This window comes from Niabella digestorum (genome assembly GCF_036409055.1).
Lineage (GTDB): Bacteria > Bacteroidota > Bacteroidia > Chitinophagales > Chitinophagaceae > Niabella > Niabella composti.
Genome location: NZ_JAZGLY010000002.1, coordinates 611,354 through 627,343 on the forward strand (window position 1 = coordinate 611,354; position 15,990 = coordinate 627,343).

The following is a 15,990-nucleotide window of genomic DNA, read 5'->3' on the forward strand; positions in this document are numbered from 1 at the left end:
CAATTTTGCATCATCAAACAATAAAATTTAAAAACAATGAAAGTAGAACAAATTTATACGGGATGTTTGGCACAAGGTGCTTATTACATCACTTCAAATGGTGAAGCAGCCATTATTGACCCATTACGTGAAACGCAACCTTACATTGACCGTTTGGAAAAAGATGGCGTACGACTCAAATACATATTTGAAACACATTTTCATGCAGATTTTGTTTCGGGACATATTGATTTGAGTAAAAAAACAAATGCACCTATTGTTTACGGTCCTACGGCTCAACCCGAATTTGAAGCGATTATTGCAGAAGATAACCAAGTGTTTGAAATCGGAAATGTAAAAATTAAAGTATTGCATACGCCTGGCCACACAATGGAAAGTTCTTGCTATTTGTTGATTGATGAAAACGGTAAAGAAACAGCATTGTTCAGCGGGGATACCTTGTTTTTGGGTGATGTTGGCAGACCCGATTTAGCACAAAAGGCAGCCAATATGACACAGGAAGAATTAGCAGGACTGCTTTACGAAAGTTTATACAACAAAATTTTACCCTTGCCCGATGACGTAACCGTTTATCCTGCACACGGAGCGGGTTCGGCTTGCGGAAAAAATATGATGAAAGAAACAGTTGATACATTGGGCAATCAAAAGAAAATGAACTATGCTTTAAATCAGCCGAGCAAAGAGGCATTTATCAAAGCAGTAACAGACGGTTTACTTCCGCCACCTGCCTACTTCGGTATGAACGTAGCAATGAACAAAAAAGGTTACGACAGTTTTGATGAAGTTTTGAAACAGGGCTTGAAGGCACTATCAGTGGAAGAATTTGAATCCGCGGCCGAAAGTGCAGGTGCATTGATTCTAGACACCCGAAGTGACAAGGAATTTGCAAAGGGATTTATTCCACAATCTATCAATATCGGATTGAATGGTGACTTTGCTCCTTGGGTGGGTGCTATGATTGTAAATGTAACACAACCAATTCTGCTGGTTTCAGAACCCGGAACGGAGAAAGAAGCGGTAACACGTTTGAGCCGTGTAGGTTTTGATCATGTGTTAGGATACTTAGAAGGAGGTTTTACGACTTGGAAAAACGCAGGAAAAGAAACCGACACCGTAAACCGCATTACACCGGAACAATTTGCATCGGAAGTAAAAATAGGTGAAAGCAAAATAATAGATGTTCGTAAAGAAAGCGAATATGAAGCTGAACACATCGAAGAAGCCTTTAGCAGGCCATTGGCCTATATCAACGATTGGATGAGAGACATCGATCCGAAGGAACATTTCTATCTGCATTGTGCCGGAGGCTACCGCAGTATGATTGCAGCGAGCATTTTACAGGCAAGAGGTTACAGAAACTTTACCGAAGTAGAAGGCGGTTTCAATGCCATTGCAAAAACCAATGTTCCTAAAACGGATTATGTATGTCAAAGCAAAGTGTTAGGCTAATTTTCATTATAATAACAGTAATAGCAATGTTTGGAATTTTCAAAAATCTGTTTGCACCAACAGACAACAGCGAATTGAGAGAAGCTATAAAAAACGGAGCGTTTTTAGTGGATGTTCGCACACCTGCCGAGTTTTCGGCAGGTAGCGTAACAGGTGCGGTAAACATTCCGTTGGACAAAGTGCCAAGCCAATTATCCAAATTCAAAAACAAGAAAAGCATCGTTGTTTTTTGCAGAAGTGGAAGCCGTAGCGGACAGGCAAAAAGCATTTTGGAACAAAACGGTTTTCAGAATGTAATCAATGGCGGAACGTGGCAAAACGTAAATCAGGCAGCAAATGAGTAAAGAAGAAAAAGATATAGAATGTTGTGTTACGCAATGCGAAAATCCGCTTGACCAAAACTATTGGAACGAGCGTTGGCAGAAGAATGAAACAGGTTGGGACATCGGACAGGCTTCGCCTGCCATTACGGAGTATATAAAACAATACCCAAACAAAAATGCGGCTGTTCTCATTCCGGGTTGTGGCAATGCTTACGAAGCAGAATACTTGGTTGCAAACGGTTTTACAAACATCACACTGATTGACATTGCACCGAAAGCCGTTGAAACATTGAAAGAAAAGTTTGCCGATAAACCGCAAGTAAAGGTTTTGTGCGAAGATTTTTTTCAACACAAAGGCAATTATGATTTGATTATTGAGCAAATTTTCTTTTGTGCTATTCCGCCTTTTCGCAGAAAAGAATACGCAGAAAAAACGGCTTCATTGCTCAACGAGAACGGTAAAATAATCGGTGTGTTGTTTGACAGAACTTTTGATAATCCATTTCCACCGTTTGGCGGTTGCCCTTGCGAATACAAGCCCATTTTTGAACCGCATTTTGTCATTAAAACAATGGACGAATGTTACAACAGTATTCCGCCAAGAGCCAAATCGGAAGTGTTTATCAACCTGATTAAAAAATAAGAATAATGAAAGAGTATTTAAAAACTTGGGATTTAATGCGTGTGCTGCGATTGGCATTAGGCATTATTATTATAGTGCAGGGTGTTCAGGCAAAAGAATGGTTGTTTGTTGCAATAGGTGGATTATTTTCTTTAATGCCAATTCTAAATATCGGTTGTTGTGGTGCATCGGGTTGCAATACGCCTGTATCAAAAAGCAGTAAGAAAATAGAAGATATAACCTATGAGGAGATAAAATAAAGAATTTATGTGGAGAAGTATCGCTTTTTTATTGACAATAACAGCACTTTCAGCTTGCACTAACCCTAAGCAGCAAACTATATCCGAAGAAGAAAAAGCGGCATTGATGCTTTTGGGCGACAGCATTTCTATAGAGATACAAAATGTGTTGCTGCAAAACGTAAGCGAAGCCATACAAAAAGGCGGAACAGACTATGCCGTTGAATTTTGCAACATTCAGGCAATACCACTCACGGATAGTCTCGCTGACCATCTTAAAGTTTATATTCAACGGTTAAGCGATAAAAACCGAAATCCCGATAATGCCATTCAAACGCAAATGGACAGTATAGCTTGGGAGAAAATGAAATCTGAAAAAACAGATTTTACGAAGCAGGACAAAAACGGGGAAGTGTATTATTACAAACCGATTTTAATAGCAATGCCCACTTGCATAAAATGCCATGGAGGTAAAAACGACATATCCGAAAGCACACAAAAAATCATTAACCAAAAATATCCAAACGACAAAGCTGTCGGCTACCAAATGGGAGATTTAAGGGGAATGTGGAAAATTAAATTGACAATGGAGAATTGAAAATTGAAAGTGAATTTCCCTTAACTTTCAACTCTCCACTTTCAATTTTCAACTAAATAAAATGAAAGCATTTTTAAAGAAAAACATACTAACAATTATCGGAGTTCCGCTCGGAGCTTTGGCGGGATTTCTCTATTGGAAATTTGTCGGTTGTAATTCAGGGAGTTGTGCCATTACTTCAAACCCTGTAAACAGCACTATTTACGGCTCAATTATGGGCGGGCTTTTATTCTCAATTTTTCAGAACAATAAAAACAAAACAGTATGACATTTCAGGAAATAATAAATCAGGACAAACCTGTATTGGTGGATTTTTTTGCGACTTGGTGCGGTCCGTGTAAAATGATGTCGCCCATTTTGGACGATGTAAAAAAACGTGTTGGCGAAAATGCAAGCATCATCAAAATTGATGTGGACAAAAATCCGCAAGCGGCTGCAACTTATCAGGTACGTGGTGTGCCAACACTTATTTTGTTCAAAAACGGTATAGCGCTTTGGCGACAATCGGGAGTGGTTCCTGCAAACGAATTAGAAAATTTAATTAACACAAACAGATAATCAGTAGAGAGTTGAAAGTTGAAAATGGAAAGTGAATCCATAACTTTCAATTTTCTAATAAATGAAACTTTCAACTATCCACTTTCAATTTTAAACTAAATAAAATGATAGAATTTATAAAACAACCTTGGCCTTGGTATATAGCGGGACCGTTAATCGGTTTAACTGTTCCTGCACTTTTAATTATTGGTAACAAATCATTTGGCATCAGTTCATCGCTACGCCACATTTGTGCTTCGTGTATGCCTGCCAACATTCCGTTCTTCAAATACAATTGGAAAAAAGAAGTGTGGAATTTGTTTTTTGTGTTCGGCATTTTTTTAGGTGGAGCAATAGCTATTAACCTGTTGTCAAATCCCAATCCTGTTGAAGTCAATCCAAAATTAGCACAAGAGTTAGCAGGTTACGGCATTACAAATTTCAACAACCTTGTTCCCGAAGACATCATAAATTGGCAATCGCTGTTTACGCTGAAAGGATTTTTACTGATGGTTGTTGGTGGATTTCTAGTGGGTTTCGGCACACGCTACGCAGGTGGTTGCACAAGCGGACACGCCATTATGGGATTGTCCAACTTACAACTTCCGTCATTGATTGCAACTATTAGTTTTATGATTGGCGGTTTCATTATGGCTAATCTTATTTTACCAATCATTCTTTCACTTTAACTAAAACAGAAATGCAACAAAATACAGACATAGAAAAAGATTTACAGCTTCGTGAGTTAGATGCAATGTGCGTAAATGAAAGTCGTTTGGAACACAGGTGGTATCACAATTTGAAATACTTAATCGTAGGAATTTTATTCGGCATCGTGTTCGTAAAAGCCGAAGTAATTAGTTGGTTTCGCATACAGGAAATGTTCCGATTGCAGTCGTTTCATATGTATGGTATTATCGGAAGTGCCGTAGTGGTAGGAATAATTTCCGTTTGGCTGATTAAGAAATTCAACATCAAAACCATTTATGGCGAGCCGATTAAAATTTCACCCAAAGAATTTAATAAAGGACAAATCTATGGCGGTTTAATTTTTGGTTTCGGTTGGGCAATTACGGGAGCTTGCCCCGGTCCGTTGTTTGCACAAATCGGAACAGGTGCAACCGTTATTGCCGTTACGCTTTTGAGTGCCATTGCAGGGACTTGGGTTTATGGATATTTAAGGGAAAAACTTCCTCACTAAAATACGTTTATGGATTGGTTTAAAAAATTGCTGATAACAGCGATATGGATTTCTATTGTCCAAACTTTACAGGCACAACAACATTACAATGCTTGGTTTCGTGGCACTTTGAGCGTTCCTGTCGGCAAGAAATTTAAGATTGATACGGAATTTCAGCACAGACGGCAAAACGGTTTTGAGAATAAGAATATGTTTGATAAAAACCTGATGTTCACGCTTAGAAGTTGGGTACATTATCAGCATAAGGAAGATATAAAATTTTCCTTTTCGCCATTCGCTTATTTTTCCCATTACAGGATTATTCAAAACAAAACAGACGAAACGGTAACGCCAAACAACGAAATCCGTTTTTCGGCAGCAGTAGAATTACAACACATAATTGTAAAAAAGTTTTACGTTGTGGACAGGACAGCGATTGAATACCGAAAGTTTGACAACAATCAATCTGACGTCGTACGACTTAGAAATCGTTTTGGATTGCGCTATGACTTTACAGACAAAGTAAAACTTACTGTCTTTGACGAATTACTTTTCAATCTTTCAGATGTAGATAAGCATCATTTCTTTGACCACAACAGAATTGGTCTAAGTCTTGAATACATCGCTTTACCCTATCTGAAATTTGACATAGGTTATATCTACATTACCCGACTGCCTATGACAAGCACAACCAAACTACACGAAAACAACATCTTTCTGAACTTGACTTATCAGTTACACAAACGGATAAAGACAACCAAAGCCCACGCTATTGGGTAGCTCTTTTGCACAGACAACACCCGACACAACAGAAAAACAAAGGATGAACGAAATAAGGGCAGCCGATAACAGCGGTTTTGCGTAATGGCGGCTGACGTGCTTCGTATAAACATTTGTGCTACATTTGAGCTGTGTGCTTCGATTGAAAGTTCGTGCTAAAAGTCGGCAACTTCACAAAGCCGTTAAACAGTAGGTGTAATAGCACTCAAATTTGGTTTTGTCCAATCCGTAGATTTTGAGTAGAAAATGATTGTTGCCATAACCCCTCTTCAAACCAAGTATGTTGCGAACATCAAACAGATGTGGGGAAAAATCGAGGCGCTTTCTGCTTTTGAAGTAATTTAATCCCATTGTGATAATTCTTAAATCTGTAGTCACAACATCCTATCCAACGGACTTTTGATTGCATTCAGTTGCGCATTGCCAACTTTTGCATAAAGCATCGTGGTCTTAATGTCATTGTGACCAAGTAGCTGCTGTATGAATGACATGTCCGTGCCGTATTCCAGTAAATGTGTGGCGTAACTATGCCGCAAACCGTGTATCCCTATCGGCCTGTTTACCTTTGCGGCCTTCATCGCATTCTTGAACACAGCTTGGACACTGCGGACGGAATACCGCCCTCCATACTGGCCTTCAAAAAGATAAGTCTTAGGGCGATACGCTTTATAATACTCCCGTAGCAAATCCAGCACTGCGGTCGGTAGCGGTACATACCGGTCTTTCTTTCCTTTGCCCGCTTCGATGAGTACCTGCATCCGTCCACTGTCGATGTCGCTCACTTTCAGATTGACAACCTCACTTACGCGCAACCCCATTCCGTAGCACAGTTGCAACATCAGCAAATGCTTCTGGTTTCGTACCACGTCGAATATCCGTTTTACTTCCTTTTGGCTCAACACCTTTGGCAAAGTGGATGGCTTCTTCGGCCGTGGGATTTCGGCAAAGAAGCCCGGTTTATGGAGCACCTGTTCAAAATAGAATTTGATGGCGTTGAGCCTGCTGTGCAGCTGGCTTTCTGAAATCTTCAATGTATTGATGCAATAAAGAATGTAAGCACGGAGACGGTCGTAGCCGAGCGAATCAACGGGTACATCTTTCAAAATATACAGTAGCTGTGCAAATTCGATCATGTATGTCTTTATGGTGGATGGACTATAGGCTTTCATCTGCAATACTTCTTTCATGCGTTGTAACTCCCGGGCATTTACGGGTGACAATTTGGACAATACCCCTTTGCCAACCGGTGGGATTTTCATCCCAAACAGTGTGCGGAAATAGGTGTTGTCCGGTACATACCAGCACTTTTCAGACCTACTCCACCTACCTTTCAGCGATTTGACCAAATCAATCTTTGCCCGGTCGTATTTGAAATCCACCCAAATGACCGCCGAATCATTATGCCTACCTTCCCGGAAAGCAAAACCGGAAAAATCAATAGCTTTCATACTGCGTATTTTGTGTTATCTGCCAAAGTAAATTTAAGAAAGTTATACAAAATGCGCAATTGATAAAATCGCACAACCATAAAGTGAAGCCCCTTACAAACAAATATTTATGGCAAAACAGAGAGTTATTGGTTTTTTTTTGTAAAGAAGATTATTGCGTATATTTGAGAGTTACAGGCAATTTTAAAACGACGATAATGCAAACGATTATATAAAATCTTAACTGACCGACCTCAATGCCCCCTCATCGACAGATATTTCCAATATTTGTTTATATTCTACAGGATATATTCAGATATGCGGACTGATGGGCGAAAAATGACCTCGATTTAAAGCATTTGATACAGCATGAGTAATTTGTGAGGCAATAAATTAGACATGACACTTCTAATGTTTATCTTTGTAGCACATAAACAGAAAATAATAATGAATATTCTTAGACAATAGATTGATTTTAAGTCAATTACAGCATCTTTTTGGATAGTTGTATAATTTTTATTGTCTAATTTTTAAGAATAAGAAAAATGAGTAAAAACAGCATAACTGTTTCAAATGAAATCTTGTGTCTATTAAAATGCCCTATTTGTAAAACAAGGTTCACTAATTACATAAAATATATTGCCTGTGAGAGAAAGCACACCTTTGATTTTTCAAAATCGGGCTACCTAAATCTTTTGAAAAGAAATAAGAATGTTATCTATGACAAATATTTGTTTAATGCAAGAAAACAGATAGCTAAGAATGGTTTTTTTGATGGTGTTGAACAGCAAATCATTAAGATAATTATAGATAAATATCAACTAAAGAAACAACTTACTATTTTAGACTTGGGATGTGGTGATGGTACTATTTTCTCAAACATTCTATTGGCTTTAAAACAGACGGGGATACAATATAATGCTATTGGAATTGATAGCTCAAAAGAAGGCATTAGGCTTGCAAGTCGAAGTGATAAATCTGTATTATGGTTAGTATCGGACATTGCGAATATTCCAATAATAGAAAACAATATAGATGTTATCTTAAATACACTTTCACCTGCAAATTATGGTGAATTTAATCGTTTATTGAAAGATGATGGGATTATTATAAAAACAGTTCCCAATCAAGAATATTTAACAGAATTACGACGAATAATTCACTTAAAAGACTATTCAAATAGTAATGTTGTTTCACTGTTTTCCAAAAACACTTTAAATTATAAATCTGTTAAAGTAACTTATCAAAAAAAATTAAGTAATGAGGAACAAAAACTTGTTTTTAAAATGACACCTCTAACAGAAAGGATAGAGTTTAATGAACAAAGAAGTAACTTCCCAAATACTGCAACTATTGATGTAACAGTGTTAATTGGCGACAAGAAAACCCTTCCCATCTAAACTTAAAACAAAGGAGAATAAAAACTGCCTGTAACAGGCGGTTTGAACGCAAGGCGGGTTAATTGCTTCGATTGAACATTTTGGTAAGTAAAAAGTATTATCTTCGTATCAACATTTGTCGGTAAAATCCGCCCTGCGTCAAGCCGCCAAAACGTTACCAGCAACCCTAAGAGACGACACAACTGACAATAAAATAACAGTAAAACGAAAGACAAAATGCCTACGCTTCGCAAAATAAAAAGAGCTGCAATGCCACCCACAAGCCGACACATATTGCAGCACATTTTATTTTGCCCCACGCTCCCAAGCCCCCCACCACCCAACTTTCGGACAGGTGACAATTTAAAGGGCATTTTTGACATAATAGCGGCTTAAAAAAGTAACTTTACCGACTAAATAAATTGGAATAAAAGACGAATGAAATTATATACAACATTAGAACAGCAACTTAAGAAAGAACCCAATTTCGTAACTGACAACGGAGAGCTGAAAAAATGGGTGGTGCTCAATAAGGCGCAGAATTTTGATGAAGAATTGATTGCGCTTTTATTGCAAGAACCCACTCTGAAAGAAAAGTTTTTCAAAGAGATTGCCGGAGTGACAGTTTTTAACCAAAACTTGTTTGTGCAGTTTTTGGAACAGAAAAATTACCTGAACGACAGCTACACCCAATACAAAAACAAAGTTGGACTTACCATTGGCGGCAAATACCTCAATCAACGCAATGAAGTAGCTTTGGTATGGCCATTTAAAGACTGTATTTTGGAAGGCGGACAAAGCCGTGAAGAAGACAAACGTGAAGAAATTTTCTTCAATGAAATTTTAGCACAAGATGAAATTACCCAGCTTTTAGAGCCGAAAGTATTGACCAATGCAAAACGCATTGACAAGGACGGAGAAAAGCCACTTGACCAATTTAACCGCGATGCCGATTTCAACCGCAAACGCGGACTTCCCGAAGATACCATTACCGACAATCTAATTATAAAGGGAAATAACTTACTTGGAATAGGAAGTTTACTGCCAAAATTTCGTGGCAAAATCAAGTTCATTTATATAGACCCACCATACAACACAGGAAGCGATTCCTTTAAATATAATGATGCTTTTAATCAATCGACTTGGTTAACTTTTATGAAAAACCGAATCGAGTTAGCAAAACGGTTGTTAGCACCTTCAGGAGTATTTATGGTTCAATGTTCATTTCACCAATTTGCATACCTAAAGGTTTTAATGAATGATTTATTTGAAAAACACTTGTGTGATTTCAATATACAAGTTAGGCACCCTGATAGAGCTTTAACAGGAGACAAAGAGTTCAATGATGTTATTGAATATATTCTCATTTACTCGAACGATAAAGGCAAAAAAATGCCATTTATCGAAGAACAAAAAACCATAGATGATTATACATTGAAAATAGTCTTAAAGGAAGGTGCAGTTCCTAAAATAATACAATGCGGTTCAAAATCTGTTGAAATTTACCTGCCTGAACAATATGAAGTAATATCAATACCACCGAGCAGGGAAGGATTGAAAAAAGTTAGTATTCGGGGGTCAATTCGTGAAAAAAATAGTAGCGGAAGATTTTTCGTTAAATATTTAGAGAAACTAAGCGAGTATCCACCAGAAACATTATTCAAAGTTCCTGATATGGGTGATGATTTAGAGAGTCATAGATTTTTTTATTCAGCACCAAAAAATAAAAAGAATGGTGGCTATTATCAAGGTATGCCTACAAGTAGCGATGTGACTAAAAAGCAGTATCCTAACTTTTACAATTTTGAGAAAGAATACAACAATGTTTCCAAACAAGGAGATGTTGAGTTTAGAAATGGGAAGAAACCTGAAGAGCTTCTAAAATTTCTTATACAAATTTTCACCAAATCTAATGACATTGTTCTTGACTATCATTTAGGAAGTGGAACAACTGCGGCTGTTGCTCATAAATTAGGAAGACAGTATATCGGCTTGGAACAACTTCAAAGTCAAATTGATTTGACCCAACAAAGAATTAAAAATGTAATAAATGGTGACCAGACAGGCATATCCGAAGATGAAGATGTTAAGTGGCAAGGTGGTGGCTCATTTGTCTATCTCGAACTCAAAAAATACAACCAAACTTTTATAGAGCAGATTGAAGAAGCCAAAGATACCAAAGCACTTTTACAGATTTGGGAACAAATGAAAGCCAAAAGTTTCTTGAACTACAATGTAGATATCAAAAAACAAGAGGAGCATATAGAAGAATTCAAAACACTGACACTAAAAGAGCAAAAGCAACACCTTTGCGAAATTTTGGATAAAAATCAACTGTATGTCAATCTTTCCTCATTGGAAGACGCAGACTTCGCCTGCAGTGATGATGAAAAGAAAGTAACCAAAGATTTTTATCAAATTAAATAGCTAGTAAATGGCATTTCTGTACGATATATTGGTTCAGGAATTTGGTAAAAGAGCCATAGCACAAGTGGAGGTTCCTAATCATATCTTGGACAACCTAAAGCCCGGATTTGGTCAGCGACCTTATCAGATAGAGGCATTTCAACGTTTCATTTTGTGCTATTCAGAAGATTTTGAAGGCAAACCTAAAAGGCCGTTCCACTTGCTCTACAATATGGCAACTGGGAGTGGTAAGACCTTAATTATGGCCGGATTAATCTTGCACCTTTACCAAAAAGGCTATCGCAACTTTTTGTTTTTCGTCAATAGCAATAATATTATTCAGAAAACCAAAGATAATTTTCTCAATCCGCAGGCTTCAAAATACTTGTTCAACAATAAAATTGTAATAGACGGAAAAGAAGTGTTCCTGAAAGAGATCGACAACTTTGATGAAGCCGACCATCAGAATATCAACATCAAGTTTACAACCATCCAACAATTACACATTGATTTAAATAACACCAAAGAAAACAGCGTTACTTACGAGGATTTTAAGGACAAAAAATTGGTATTGATTGCCGATGAAGCACATCATTTGGTATCGGGAACAAAATCGGGCAATCTGTTTGGCACTTGGGAAGATACCGTTAAGAAAATTCACGAATCCAATTTTGAAAATATTCTGTTGGAATTTACGGCAACCATTGATACAGATACGGCTGAATTGGTAAAACACTATCAGGACAAAGTCATTTTCAAATACGACCTTGCCCAATTCCGTATTGACAAGTACTCAAAGGAAATCAACTTGGTACGCTCCAATTATGACGAGCAAGAAAGAATCATTCAGGCTTTGATTTTGAATTTGTATCGTCAGGAATTGGCAACATCCAACAATATCAATTTAAAACCGGTAATTCTTTTTAAAGCAAAAAAAACCATTCTAGAATCGGAACAAAACAAAAAGAATTTCCACAAACTCATCGATGATTTTTCGGTGGCAATGATAGAGAAAATCCAAAAAACTTCTACTGTTCCAATTGTTCAAAAGGCTTTTCAATTTTTTGAAGCAAAAGGAATTTCAGCCAACGAAATTGTAAAACGCATACAAACTAATTTTAAACCCGAAAATTGCCTGAGTGCCAATAATGATGCGGAAGCAGAGCAAAATCAAATCTTGCTCAACACCTTGGAAGACGAAAACAATCCAATCCGTGCCGTTTTTGCCGTTCAAAAATTAAATGAAGGTTGGGATGTATTAAATTTATTTGATATTGTACGTTTATATGAAGGACGTGATGGTAAAGGCGGAAAAATAGGAAAAACCACCCTTTCCGAAGCGCAGTTAATAGGTCGTGGCGCTCGTTATTATCCTTTTGCTTTGGAGGAAGGACAAGATAAATATACCCGAAAATTTGACGATGATATTTCCAACGATTTGAAGATATTGGAAGAACTTTATTATCACACCAAAGAGGACAGCCGATATATTTCAGAATTGAAAAAAGCCCTTGTGGATTCGGGTATTTATGAAGATGATGAGAATTTGGTTCAACTCAATTTGTTCTTAAAACCGGAATTTAAGAAAACAGATTTTTACAGAGACGGACATGTGTTCTTCAATAAGAAAGTGCCAAAAAGTTTTGACAACATAAAATCCTTTGCCGATTTAGGCGTTAAGAAAACAAACTATCGGCACACGTTATCTTCGGGAGTTGGAAGAATGTCGAGCGCTTTTTTTGAATTGGAACCTACAACTGCGGATTATGAAGTAAATAAACCTAAAGATATAAAGCTGTCCGAAATACCGAAAAACATTATTCGTTTTGCATTAAGTCAAAATCCATTTTTCTATTTCGACAATTTATTACATTACTTCCCAAGTTTAGGTTCGCTTTCTAATTTCATTGAAAGCAAAGATTTTTTAGGAGATTTAGAAATTACATTTGTCGGAACAGCTAACCGAATAAAAGAAATCAGCCATTTCGATTATTTACAAGCACTTAATGGTTTGTTGCAAACCATTGAAGCAGACATAAAAGGCAATTCAACAGAATATGAAGGTTCAGACTATATCAAAGAACCAATTCATAAAGTATTCAAAGACAAAGAAATCAAGGTTTATAAAGACAGCGAACGAGCAAACGGCCAAGAAACATTGGTAGCCAACGAGCCTTGGTACGTTTATAATGCCAATTATGGCACAAGTGAAGAAAAGAAATTTGTAGAACTGTTTTCCAGACGATTTGAAAGACTGAATCAAAAGTTTGAAAACATTTACCTAATCCGAAACGAAAGAGAAATTAAAATCTTCGACAAACTCGGAAGAGCTTTTGAGCCAGACTTTTTACTATTCTGTAAACAACGTGACGGAGAACAAATGACATTTCAGGTTTTCATAGAACCTAAAGGAGAGCATCTAAAAGGACACGACAAATGGAAAGAAGACTTTTTAAATGAAATCAGAGCTGAACAAAAGACTATCAAAATCCACACGGACACTTATTTGATAACAGCCGTTCCGTTTTACAATTACAACAATGAAAATGAATTTAAGACGACATTAGAAAACACATTAAACGAATAGAAATGCCAACGCTATTGGTGGCACATTTGCAAAACCTCACAAGCCCAAGCTAAAGCCAAGTTTTGCAAAAGAGCCACCAAGCCAACGCACAAAGACATACCAAAATGGATAGACAACAACACGATAGAAAAGCAGGGCAGCTGGTAACAGCGGTTTGGCATAATGGCGGGTGCAGTGCTTCGTATGACAGTTTTGTGGTAGATTCAAGTGCAATTCTTCGATTGAACTTTTGTGCTAATAATCCGCCACTACGCCAAGCCGCAAAACGTTATACGCAATTTTGCAGAAAAGGGATGAAATATGAAAGAAGAAAAAAATAGCATGGTGTTAGAGGCCCTAGTACAAGCTATTCCCTATGTTGGCGGTTCTTTAGCTACAATATATTTTGGACGTAAACAAGAAAAAAGGTTTCAACGCCTAGAAAGGTTTTATCAAGAACTAAAAGACGAAATTGAAATTATAGGGGAACAGTTACCTGCTATTTCTCTTCATAATCCCGATGAATTAACAGCTATATTAGAAGAACTTCATGAAAAAGTAGAAACTGAGCATTTAGAAATAAAGAGGAAATATTATAAAGAATACTTCAAAAACACATTAAAACAGCCTGTAAATGGAAATTTCGAAGAGAGAAAGTTATTTCTTGATATTTTAGCGGATTTAAGTCCTCTCCAAATTGAATTGGTTATTTTTTTATCAAAACAATCTCAACCCATTTCTATCAAAAATATTAGAAAACCAGGGATAGAGCAATCTTTAATTATTGGTTCAATAAATAGATTAAAGAGTTACGGAATCGTCGAGACAATGTTAGATAGTATAGTTTTTGGTAGTGTTGGAAATGCAATAAACGAAAATGTAAAAATAAGTAATTTTGGACTTCGCTTTCATTTATTTTGTATTGATGATTAATTTGGTTTTTGGAGGTGTCTGCATGGGTAATTTACAAAAACCAGGTGAAAAACCTGATAAACCTGGTGAATATCTCGAAAGAGGACCATATGGTGGAAAGGTTAGTAAACCTAGACAAGTTACAATTGAACCAGGGGATGAAAAACTTCCTCCAACACAAAAACCTAATAGAAAGTGGAAATGGATTGGTAAGCCTAAAAGGAATTAAAGAGAATTATTTTGGAAGCATATGCAAAACTGCGTATAACACGGCATTGCCGCTTTGGGCCGCATAAAGTCAATTCATGATGTTGGAAAAGTAAGTTTAGTCATGAAGATTACGCGGCCACACCTCTTCGCCCAAGTGCAAGCACCCGGCTTGCCCAAACCTAAGTGACGTCGCACTAAGGTTTGGACTGCGCCTTAGGGCTCAGTGGCGTCGGCAATGCCAAACGTTGTGCGTCATACTATGAAACCATCGGAACAGATGAATAACTTTACAAAAATAATTGACAGACAAATAGAGTTTAACCAAGGAAAGAATATTTTTCTTGACAACCTTGATATTTTTCAGTTTTCTAACGAAACAGTCAAATTTGTTTTATCCTTAAATAGCTTGGACACTGCTTCTAAACAGCTACTTATAGATTATTCTACTGACAAAGCTATAGAGGAGTTTTGTAGAATAAATCAATATTACTCATTTGACTCAAAAACGAAGCAAAAACTAAAAGAAATCTATAGAATTTTGGTAGAAAATATTGAGACAAAATCAGATTCAATTGAGAAGATTTCAAAGATTCATTACGAAAGACTAAAACAATTTCTAATAGAAAGCAACCCTTTTGCAAAAAAGGTATACGAAAATTCAGACCATCAAATCAACCCTATTACTTGCTCTCAATATGCCCCTGAATTACAAATCAACATTTTAAAGATAGATATTGCGAATATAACTCAACCCGTTTTAGATATTGGATGTGGAAAAGAAAGTATTCTTGTAAATTACCTCAAAAGCAAGGATATAGTAGCGGTTGGAATTGATAGATTTACATTCTCTTCATCACATTTAATAACGACTGATTGGTTAGAATACACTTATGGAGTAAAACAATGGGGAACAATAATAAGTAATTTGGGGTTTTCAAATCACTTTCGACATCATAATTTGAGACTAGACGGAAACTACATTGAATACGCTAAAACATATATGAATATTTTACGCTCATTAAAAGTGGGAGGACGTTTCCATTATGCACCGGACTTGCCATTTATTGAGAAATATCTAAACAACAATCAGTTTGCTATAAATAAGTATGATATTGACAGTTTGGATTACAAAACAACAGTTATAGAAAGACTAACATAAAATGTACGAACGCACAACAAGGGTAACCGTTGCACAACTCTCTATTTTTCCAAAGAATCTTTAAAACCCCAAAAACTCAACCTCTTTTAAGTCGATTTAAAGGAGGTTTATTTTTTAGTTGTAGTTCAAAATGCTAAAATTTGAGTGGCTTAAAAATGAATTTTTGAGCTCGTGAAGATGCGTTTTTAGAAAACAGTACACTT

Annotated in this window: 17 protein-coding genes; 16 read left to right on the top strand and 1 reads right to left on the bottom strand. The window is 36.8% G+C overall.

The window, feature by feature from the left end; translation table 11 throughout:
• Window positions 1-36 precede the first annotated feature (36 nt).
• The 10 genes from V2H41_RS05280 to V2H41_RS05325 all read left to right on the top strand — a co-directional run bounded on the left by V2H41_RS05280 (window position 37) and on the right by V2H41_RS05325 (window position 5,728).
• The gene (locus V2H41_RS05280; protein WP_330974087.1) at window positions 37-1,449 is read left to right on the top strand and encodes an MBL fold metallo-hydrolase; all 1,413 of its coding nucleotides are present in this window, start codon (window positions 37-39) and stop codon (window positions 1,447-1,449) included.
• A 26-nt stretch (window positions 1,450-1,475) separates the two neighbouring features.
• Window positions 1,476-1,793 carry a rhodanese-like domain-containing protein gene (locus V2H41_RS05285; RefSeq protein WP_330974088.1) on the top strand — a complete coding sequence of 106 codons (318 nt, stop codon included), beginning with the start codon at window positions 1,476-1,478 and terminating at the stop codon, window positions 1,791-1,793.
• Window positions 1,786-2,415, top strand: coding sequence for a methyltransferase (locus tag V2H41_RS05290; RefSeq protein ID WP_330974089.1), 630 nt, complete (start codon window positions 1,786-1,788; stop codon window positions 2,413-2,415). Before V2H41_RS05285 ends, V2H41_RS05290 begins: the two co-directional genes overlap by 8 nt.
• A gap of 5 nt (window positions 2,416-2,420) precedes the next feature.
• Window positions 2,421-2,654 carry a hypothetical protein gene (locus V2H41_RS05295; RefSeq protein WP_330974090.1) on the top strand — a complete coding sequence of 78 codons (234 nt, stop codon included), beginning with the start codon at window positions 2,421-2,423 and terminating at the stop codon, window positions 2,652-2,654.
• A gap of 7 nt (window positions 2,655-2,661) precedes the next feature.
• Window positions 2,662-3,231, top strand: coding sequence for a Tll0287-like domain-containing protein (locus tag V2H41_RS05300; RefSeq protein WP_330974091.1), 570 nt, complete (start codon window positions 2,662-2,664; stop codon window positions 3,229-3,231).
• Between the two features lie 61 nt (window positions 3,232-3,292).
• A complete protein-coding gene (locus V2H41_RS05305; RefSeq protein WP_330974092.1) occupies window positions 3,293-3,499 on the top strand; it encodes a DUF6132 family protein in 207 nt (68 codons plus the stop codon).
• A complete protein-coding gene (gene trxA / locus V2H41_RS05310; RefSeq protein WP_330974093.1) occupies window positions 3,496-3,789 on the top strand; it encodes a thioredoxin in 294 nt (97 codons plus the stop codon). Before V2H41_RS05305 ends, trxA begins: the two co-directional genes overlap by 4 nt.
• A 104-nt stretch (window positions 3,790-3,893) precedes the next feature.
• Complete coding sequence (locus V2H41_RS05315; RefSeq protein ID WP_330974094.1) at window positions 3,894-4,457, top strand: YeeE/YedE family protein; 564 nt, start codon at window positions 3,894-3,896, stop codon at window positions 4,455-4,457.
• An 11-nt stretch (window positions 4,458-4,468) separates the two neighbouring features.
• Complete coding sequence (locus V2H41_RS05320) at window positions 4,469-4,969, top strand: DUF6691 family protein (RefSeq protein ID WP_330974095.1); 501 nt, start codon at window positions 4,469-4,471, stop codon at window positions 4,967-4,969.
• A gap of 9 nt (window positions 4,970-4,978) precedes the next feature.
• On the top strand, window positions 4,979-5,728 hold the full coding sequence (locus V2H41_RS05325; RefSeq protein ID WP_330974096.1) for a DUF2490 domain-containing protein: 750 nt from the start codon (window positions 4,979-4,981) through the stop codon (window positions 5,726-5,728).
• A gap of 374 nt (window positions 5,729-6,102) precedes the next feature.
• On the opposite strand, the gene V2H41_RS05330 is transcribed toward V2H41_RS05325, so the two are convergent.
• Window positions 6,103-7,176: a tyrosine-type recombinase/integrase gene (locus tag V2H41_RS05330; protein ID WP_330974097.1), complete on the bottom strand. Its 1,074-nt coding sequence runs from the start codon at window positions 7,174-7,176 to the stop codon at window positions 6,103-6,105.
• Between the two features lie 524 nt (window positions 7,177-7,700).
• On the opposite strand from V2H41_RS05330, the gene V2H41_RS05335 reads away from it, so the two are divergent.
• From V2H41_RS05335 to V2H41_RS05360, 6 genes are all read left to right on the top strand, one after another.
• Window positions 7,701-8,555, top strand: coding sequence for a putative RNA methyltransferase (locus V2H41_RS05335; protein WP_298006734.1), 855 nt, complete (start codon window positions 7,701-7,703; stop codon window positions 8,553-8,555).
• Window positions 8,556-8,972: 417 nt separating this feature from the next.
• Window positions 8,973-10,961 carry a site-specific DNA-methyltransferase gene (locus V2H41_RS05340; protein ID WP_330974098.1) on the top strand — a complete coding sequence of 663 codons (1,989 nt, stop codon included), beginning with the start codon at window positions 8,973-8,975 and terminating at the stop codon, window positions 10,959-10,961.
• Between the two features lie 7 nt (window positions 10,962-10,968).
• Entirely contained in the window at window positions 10,969-13,527 is a 2,559-nt protein-coding gene (locus tag V2H41_RS05345) for a DEAD/DEAH box helicase family protein (protein WP_330974099.1), read from the top strand.
• Between the two features lie 300 nt (window positions 13,528-13,827).
• A complete protein-coding gene (locus V2H41_RS05350; RefSeq protein ID WP_330974100.1) occupies window positions 13,828-14,439 on the top strand; it encodes a hypothetical protein in 612 nt (203 codons plus the stop codon).
• Entirely contained in the window at window positions 14,432-14,647 is a 216-nt protein-coding gene (locus V2H41_RS05355; RefSeq protein ID WP_330974101.1) for a YjzC family protein, read from the top strand. Before V2H41_RS05350 ends, V2H41_RS05355 begins: the two co-directional genes overlap by 8 nt.
• A gap of 240 nt (window positions 14,648-14,887) precedes the next feature.
• Window positions 14,888-15,787 (top strand): hypothetical protein, encoded by a 900-nt coding sequence (locus V2H41_RS05360; protein WP_330974102.1) that lies wholly within the window; start codon window positions 14,888-14,890, stop codon window positions 15,785-15,787.
• The last annotated feature ends 203 nt before the right edge of the window (window positions 15,788-15,990 follow it).

Excerpts from the sequence above, each read along its gene's own strand:
- V2H41_RS05280 (WP_330974087.1), top strand. The coding sequence starts at position 37 with ATGAAAGTAGAACAAATTTATACGGGATGTTTGGCACAAGGTGCTTAT.
- V2H41_RS05285 (WP_330974088.1), top strand. The coding sequence starts at position 1,476 with ATGTTTGGAATTTTCAAAAATCTGTTTGCACCAACAGACAACAGCGAA.
- V2H41_RS05290 (WP_330974089.1), top strand. The coding sequence starts at position 1,786 with ATGAGTAAAGAAGAAAAAGATATAGAATGTTGTGTTACGCAATGCGAA.
- V2H41_RS05295 (WP_330974090.1), top strand. The coding sequence starts at position 2,421 with ATGAAAGAGTATTTAAAAACTTGGGATTTAATGCGTGTGCTGCGATTG.
- V2H41_RS05300 (WP_330974091.1), top strand. The coding sequence starts at position 2,662 with ATGTGGAGAAGTATCGCTTTTTTATTGACAATAACAGCACTTTCAGCT.
- V2H41_RS05305 (WP_330974092.1), top strand. The coding sequence starts at position 3,293 with ATGAAAGCATTTTTAAAGAAAAACATACTAACAATTATCGGAGTTCCG.
- trxA (WP_330974093.1), top strand. The coding sequence starts at position 3,496 with ATGACATTTCAGGAAATAATAAATCAGGACAAACCTGTATTGGTGGAT.
- V2H41_RS05315 (WP_330974094.1), top strand. The coding sequence starts at position 3,894 with ATGATAGAATTTATAAAACAACCTTGGCCTTGGTATATAGCGGGACCG.
- V2H41_RS05320 (WP_330974095.1), top strand. The coding sequence starts at position 4,469 with ATGCAACAAAATACAGACATAGAAAAAGATTTACAGCTTCGTGAGTTA.
- V2H41_RS05325 (WP_330974096.1), top strand. The coding sequence starts at position 4,979 with ATGGATTGGTTTAAAAAATTGCTGATAACAGCGATATGGATTTCTATT.
- V2H41_RS05330 (WP_330974097.1), bottom strand. The coding sequence starts at position 7,176 with ATGAAAGCTATTGATTTTTCCGGTTTTGCTTTCCGGGAAGGTAGGCAT.
- V2H41_RS05335 (WP_298006734.1), top strand. The coding sequence starts at position 7,701 with ATGAGTAAAAACAGCATAACTGTTTCAAATGAAATCTTGTGTCTATTA.
- V2H41_RS05340 (WP_330974098.1), top strand. The coding sequence starts at position 8,973 with ATGAAATTATATACAACATTAGAACAGCAACTTAAGAAAGAACCCAAT.
- V2H41_RS05345 (WP_330974099.1), top strand. The coding sequence starts at position 10,969 with ATGGCATTTCTGTACGATATATTGGTTCAGGAATTTGGTAAAAGAGCC.
- V2H41_RS05350 (WP_330974100.1), top strand. The coding sequence starts at position 13,828 with ATGAAAGAAGAAAAAAATAGCATGGTGTTAGAGGCCCTAGTACAAGCT.
- V2H41_RS05355 (WP_330974101.1), top strand. The coding sequence starts at position 14,432 with ATGATTAATTTGGTTTTTGGAGGTGTCTGCATGGGTAATTTACAAAAA.
- V2H41_RS05360 (WP_330974102.1), top strand. The coding sequence starts at position 14,888 with ATGAAACCATCGGAACAGATGAATAACTTTACAAAAATAATTGACAGA.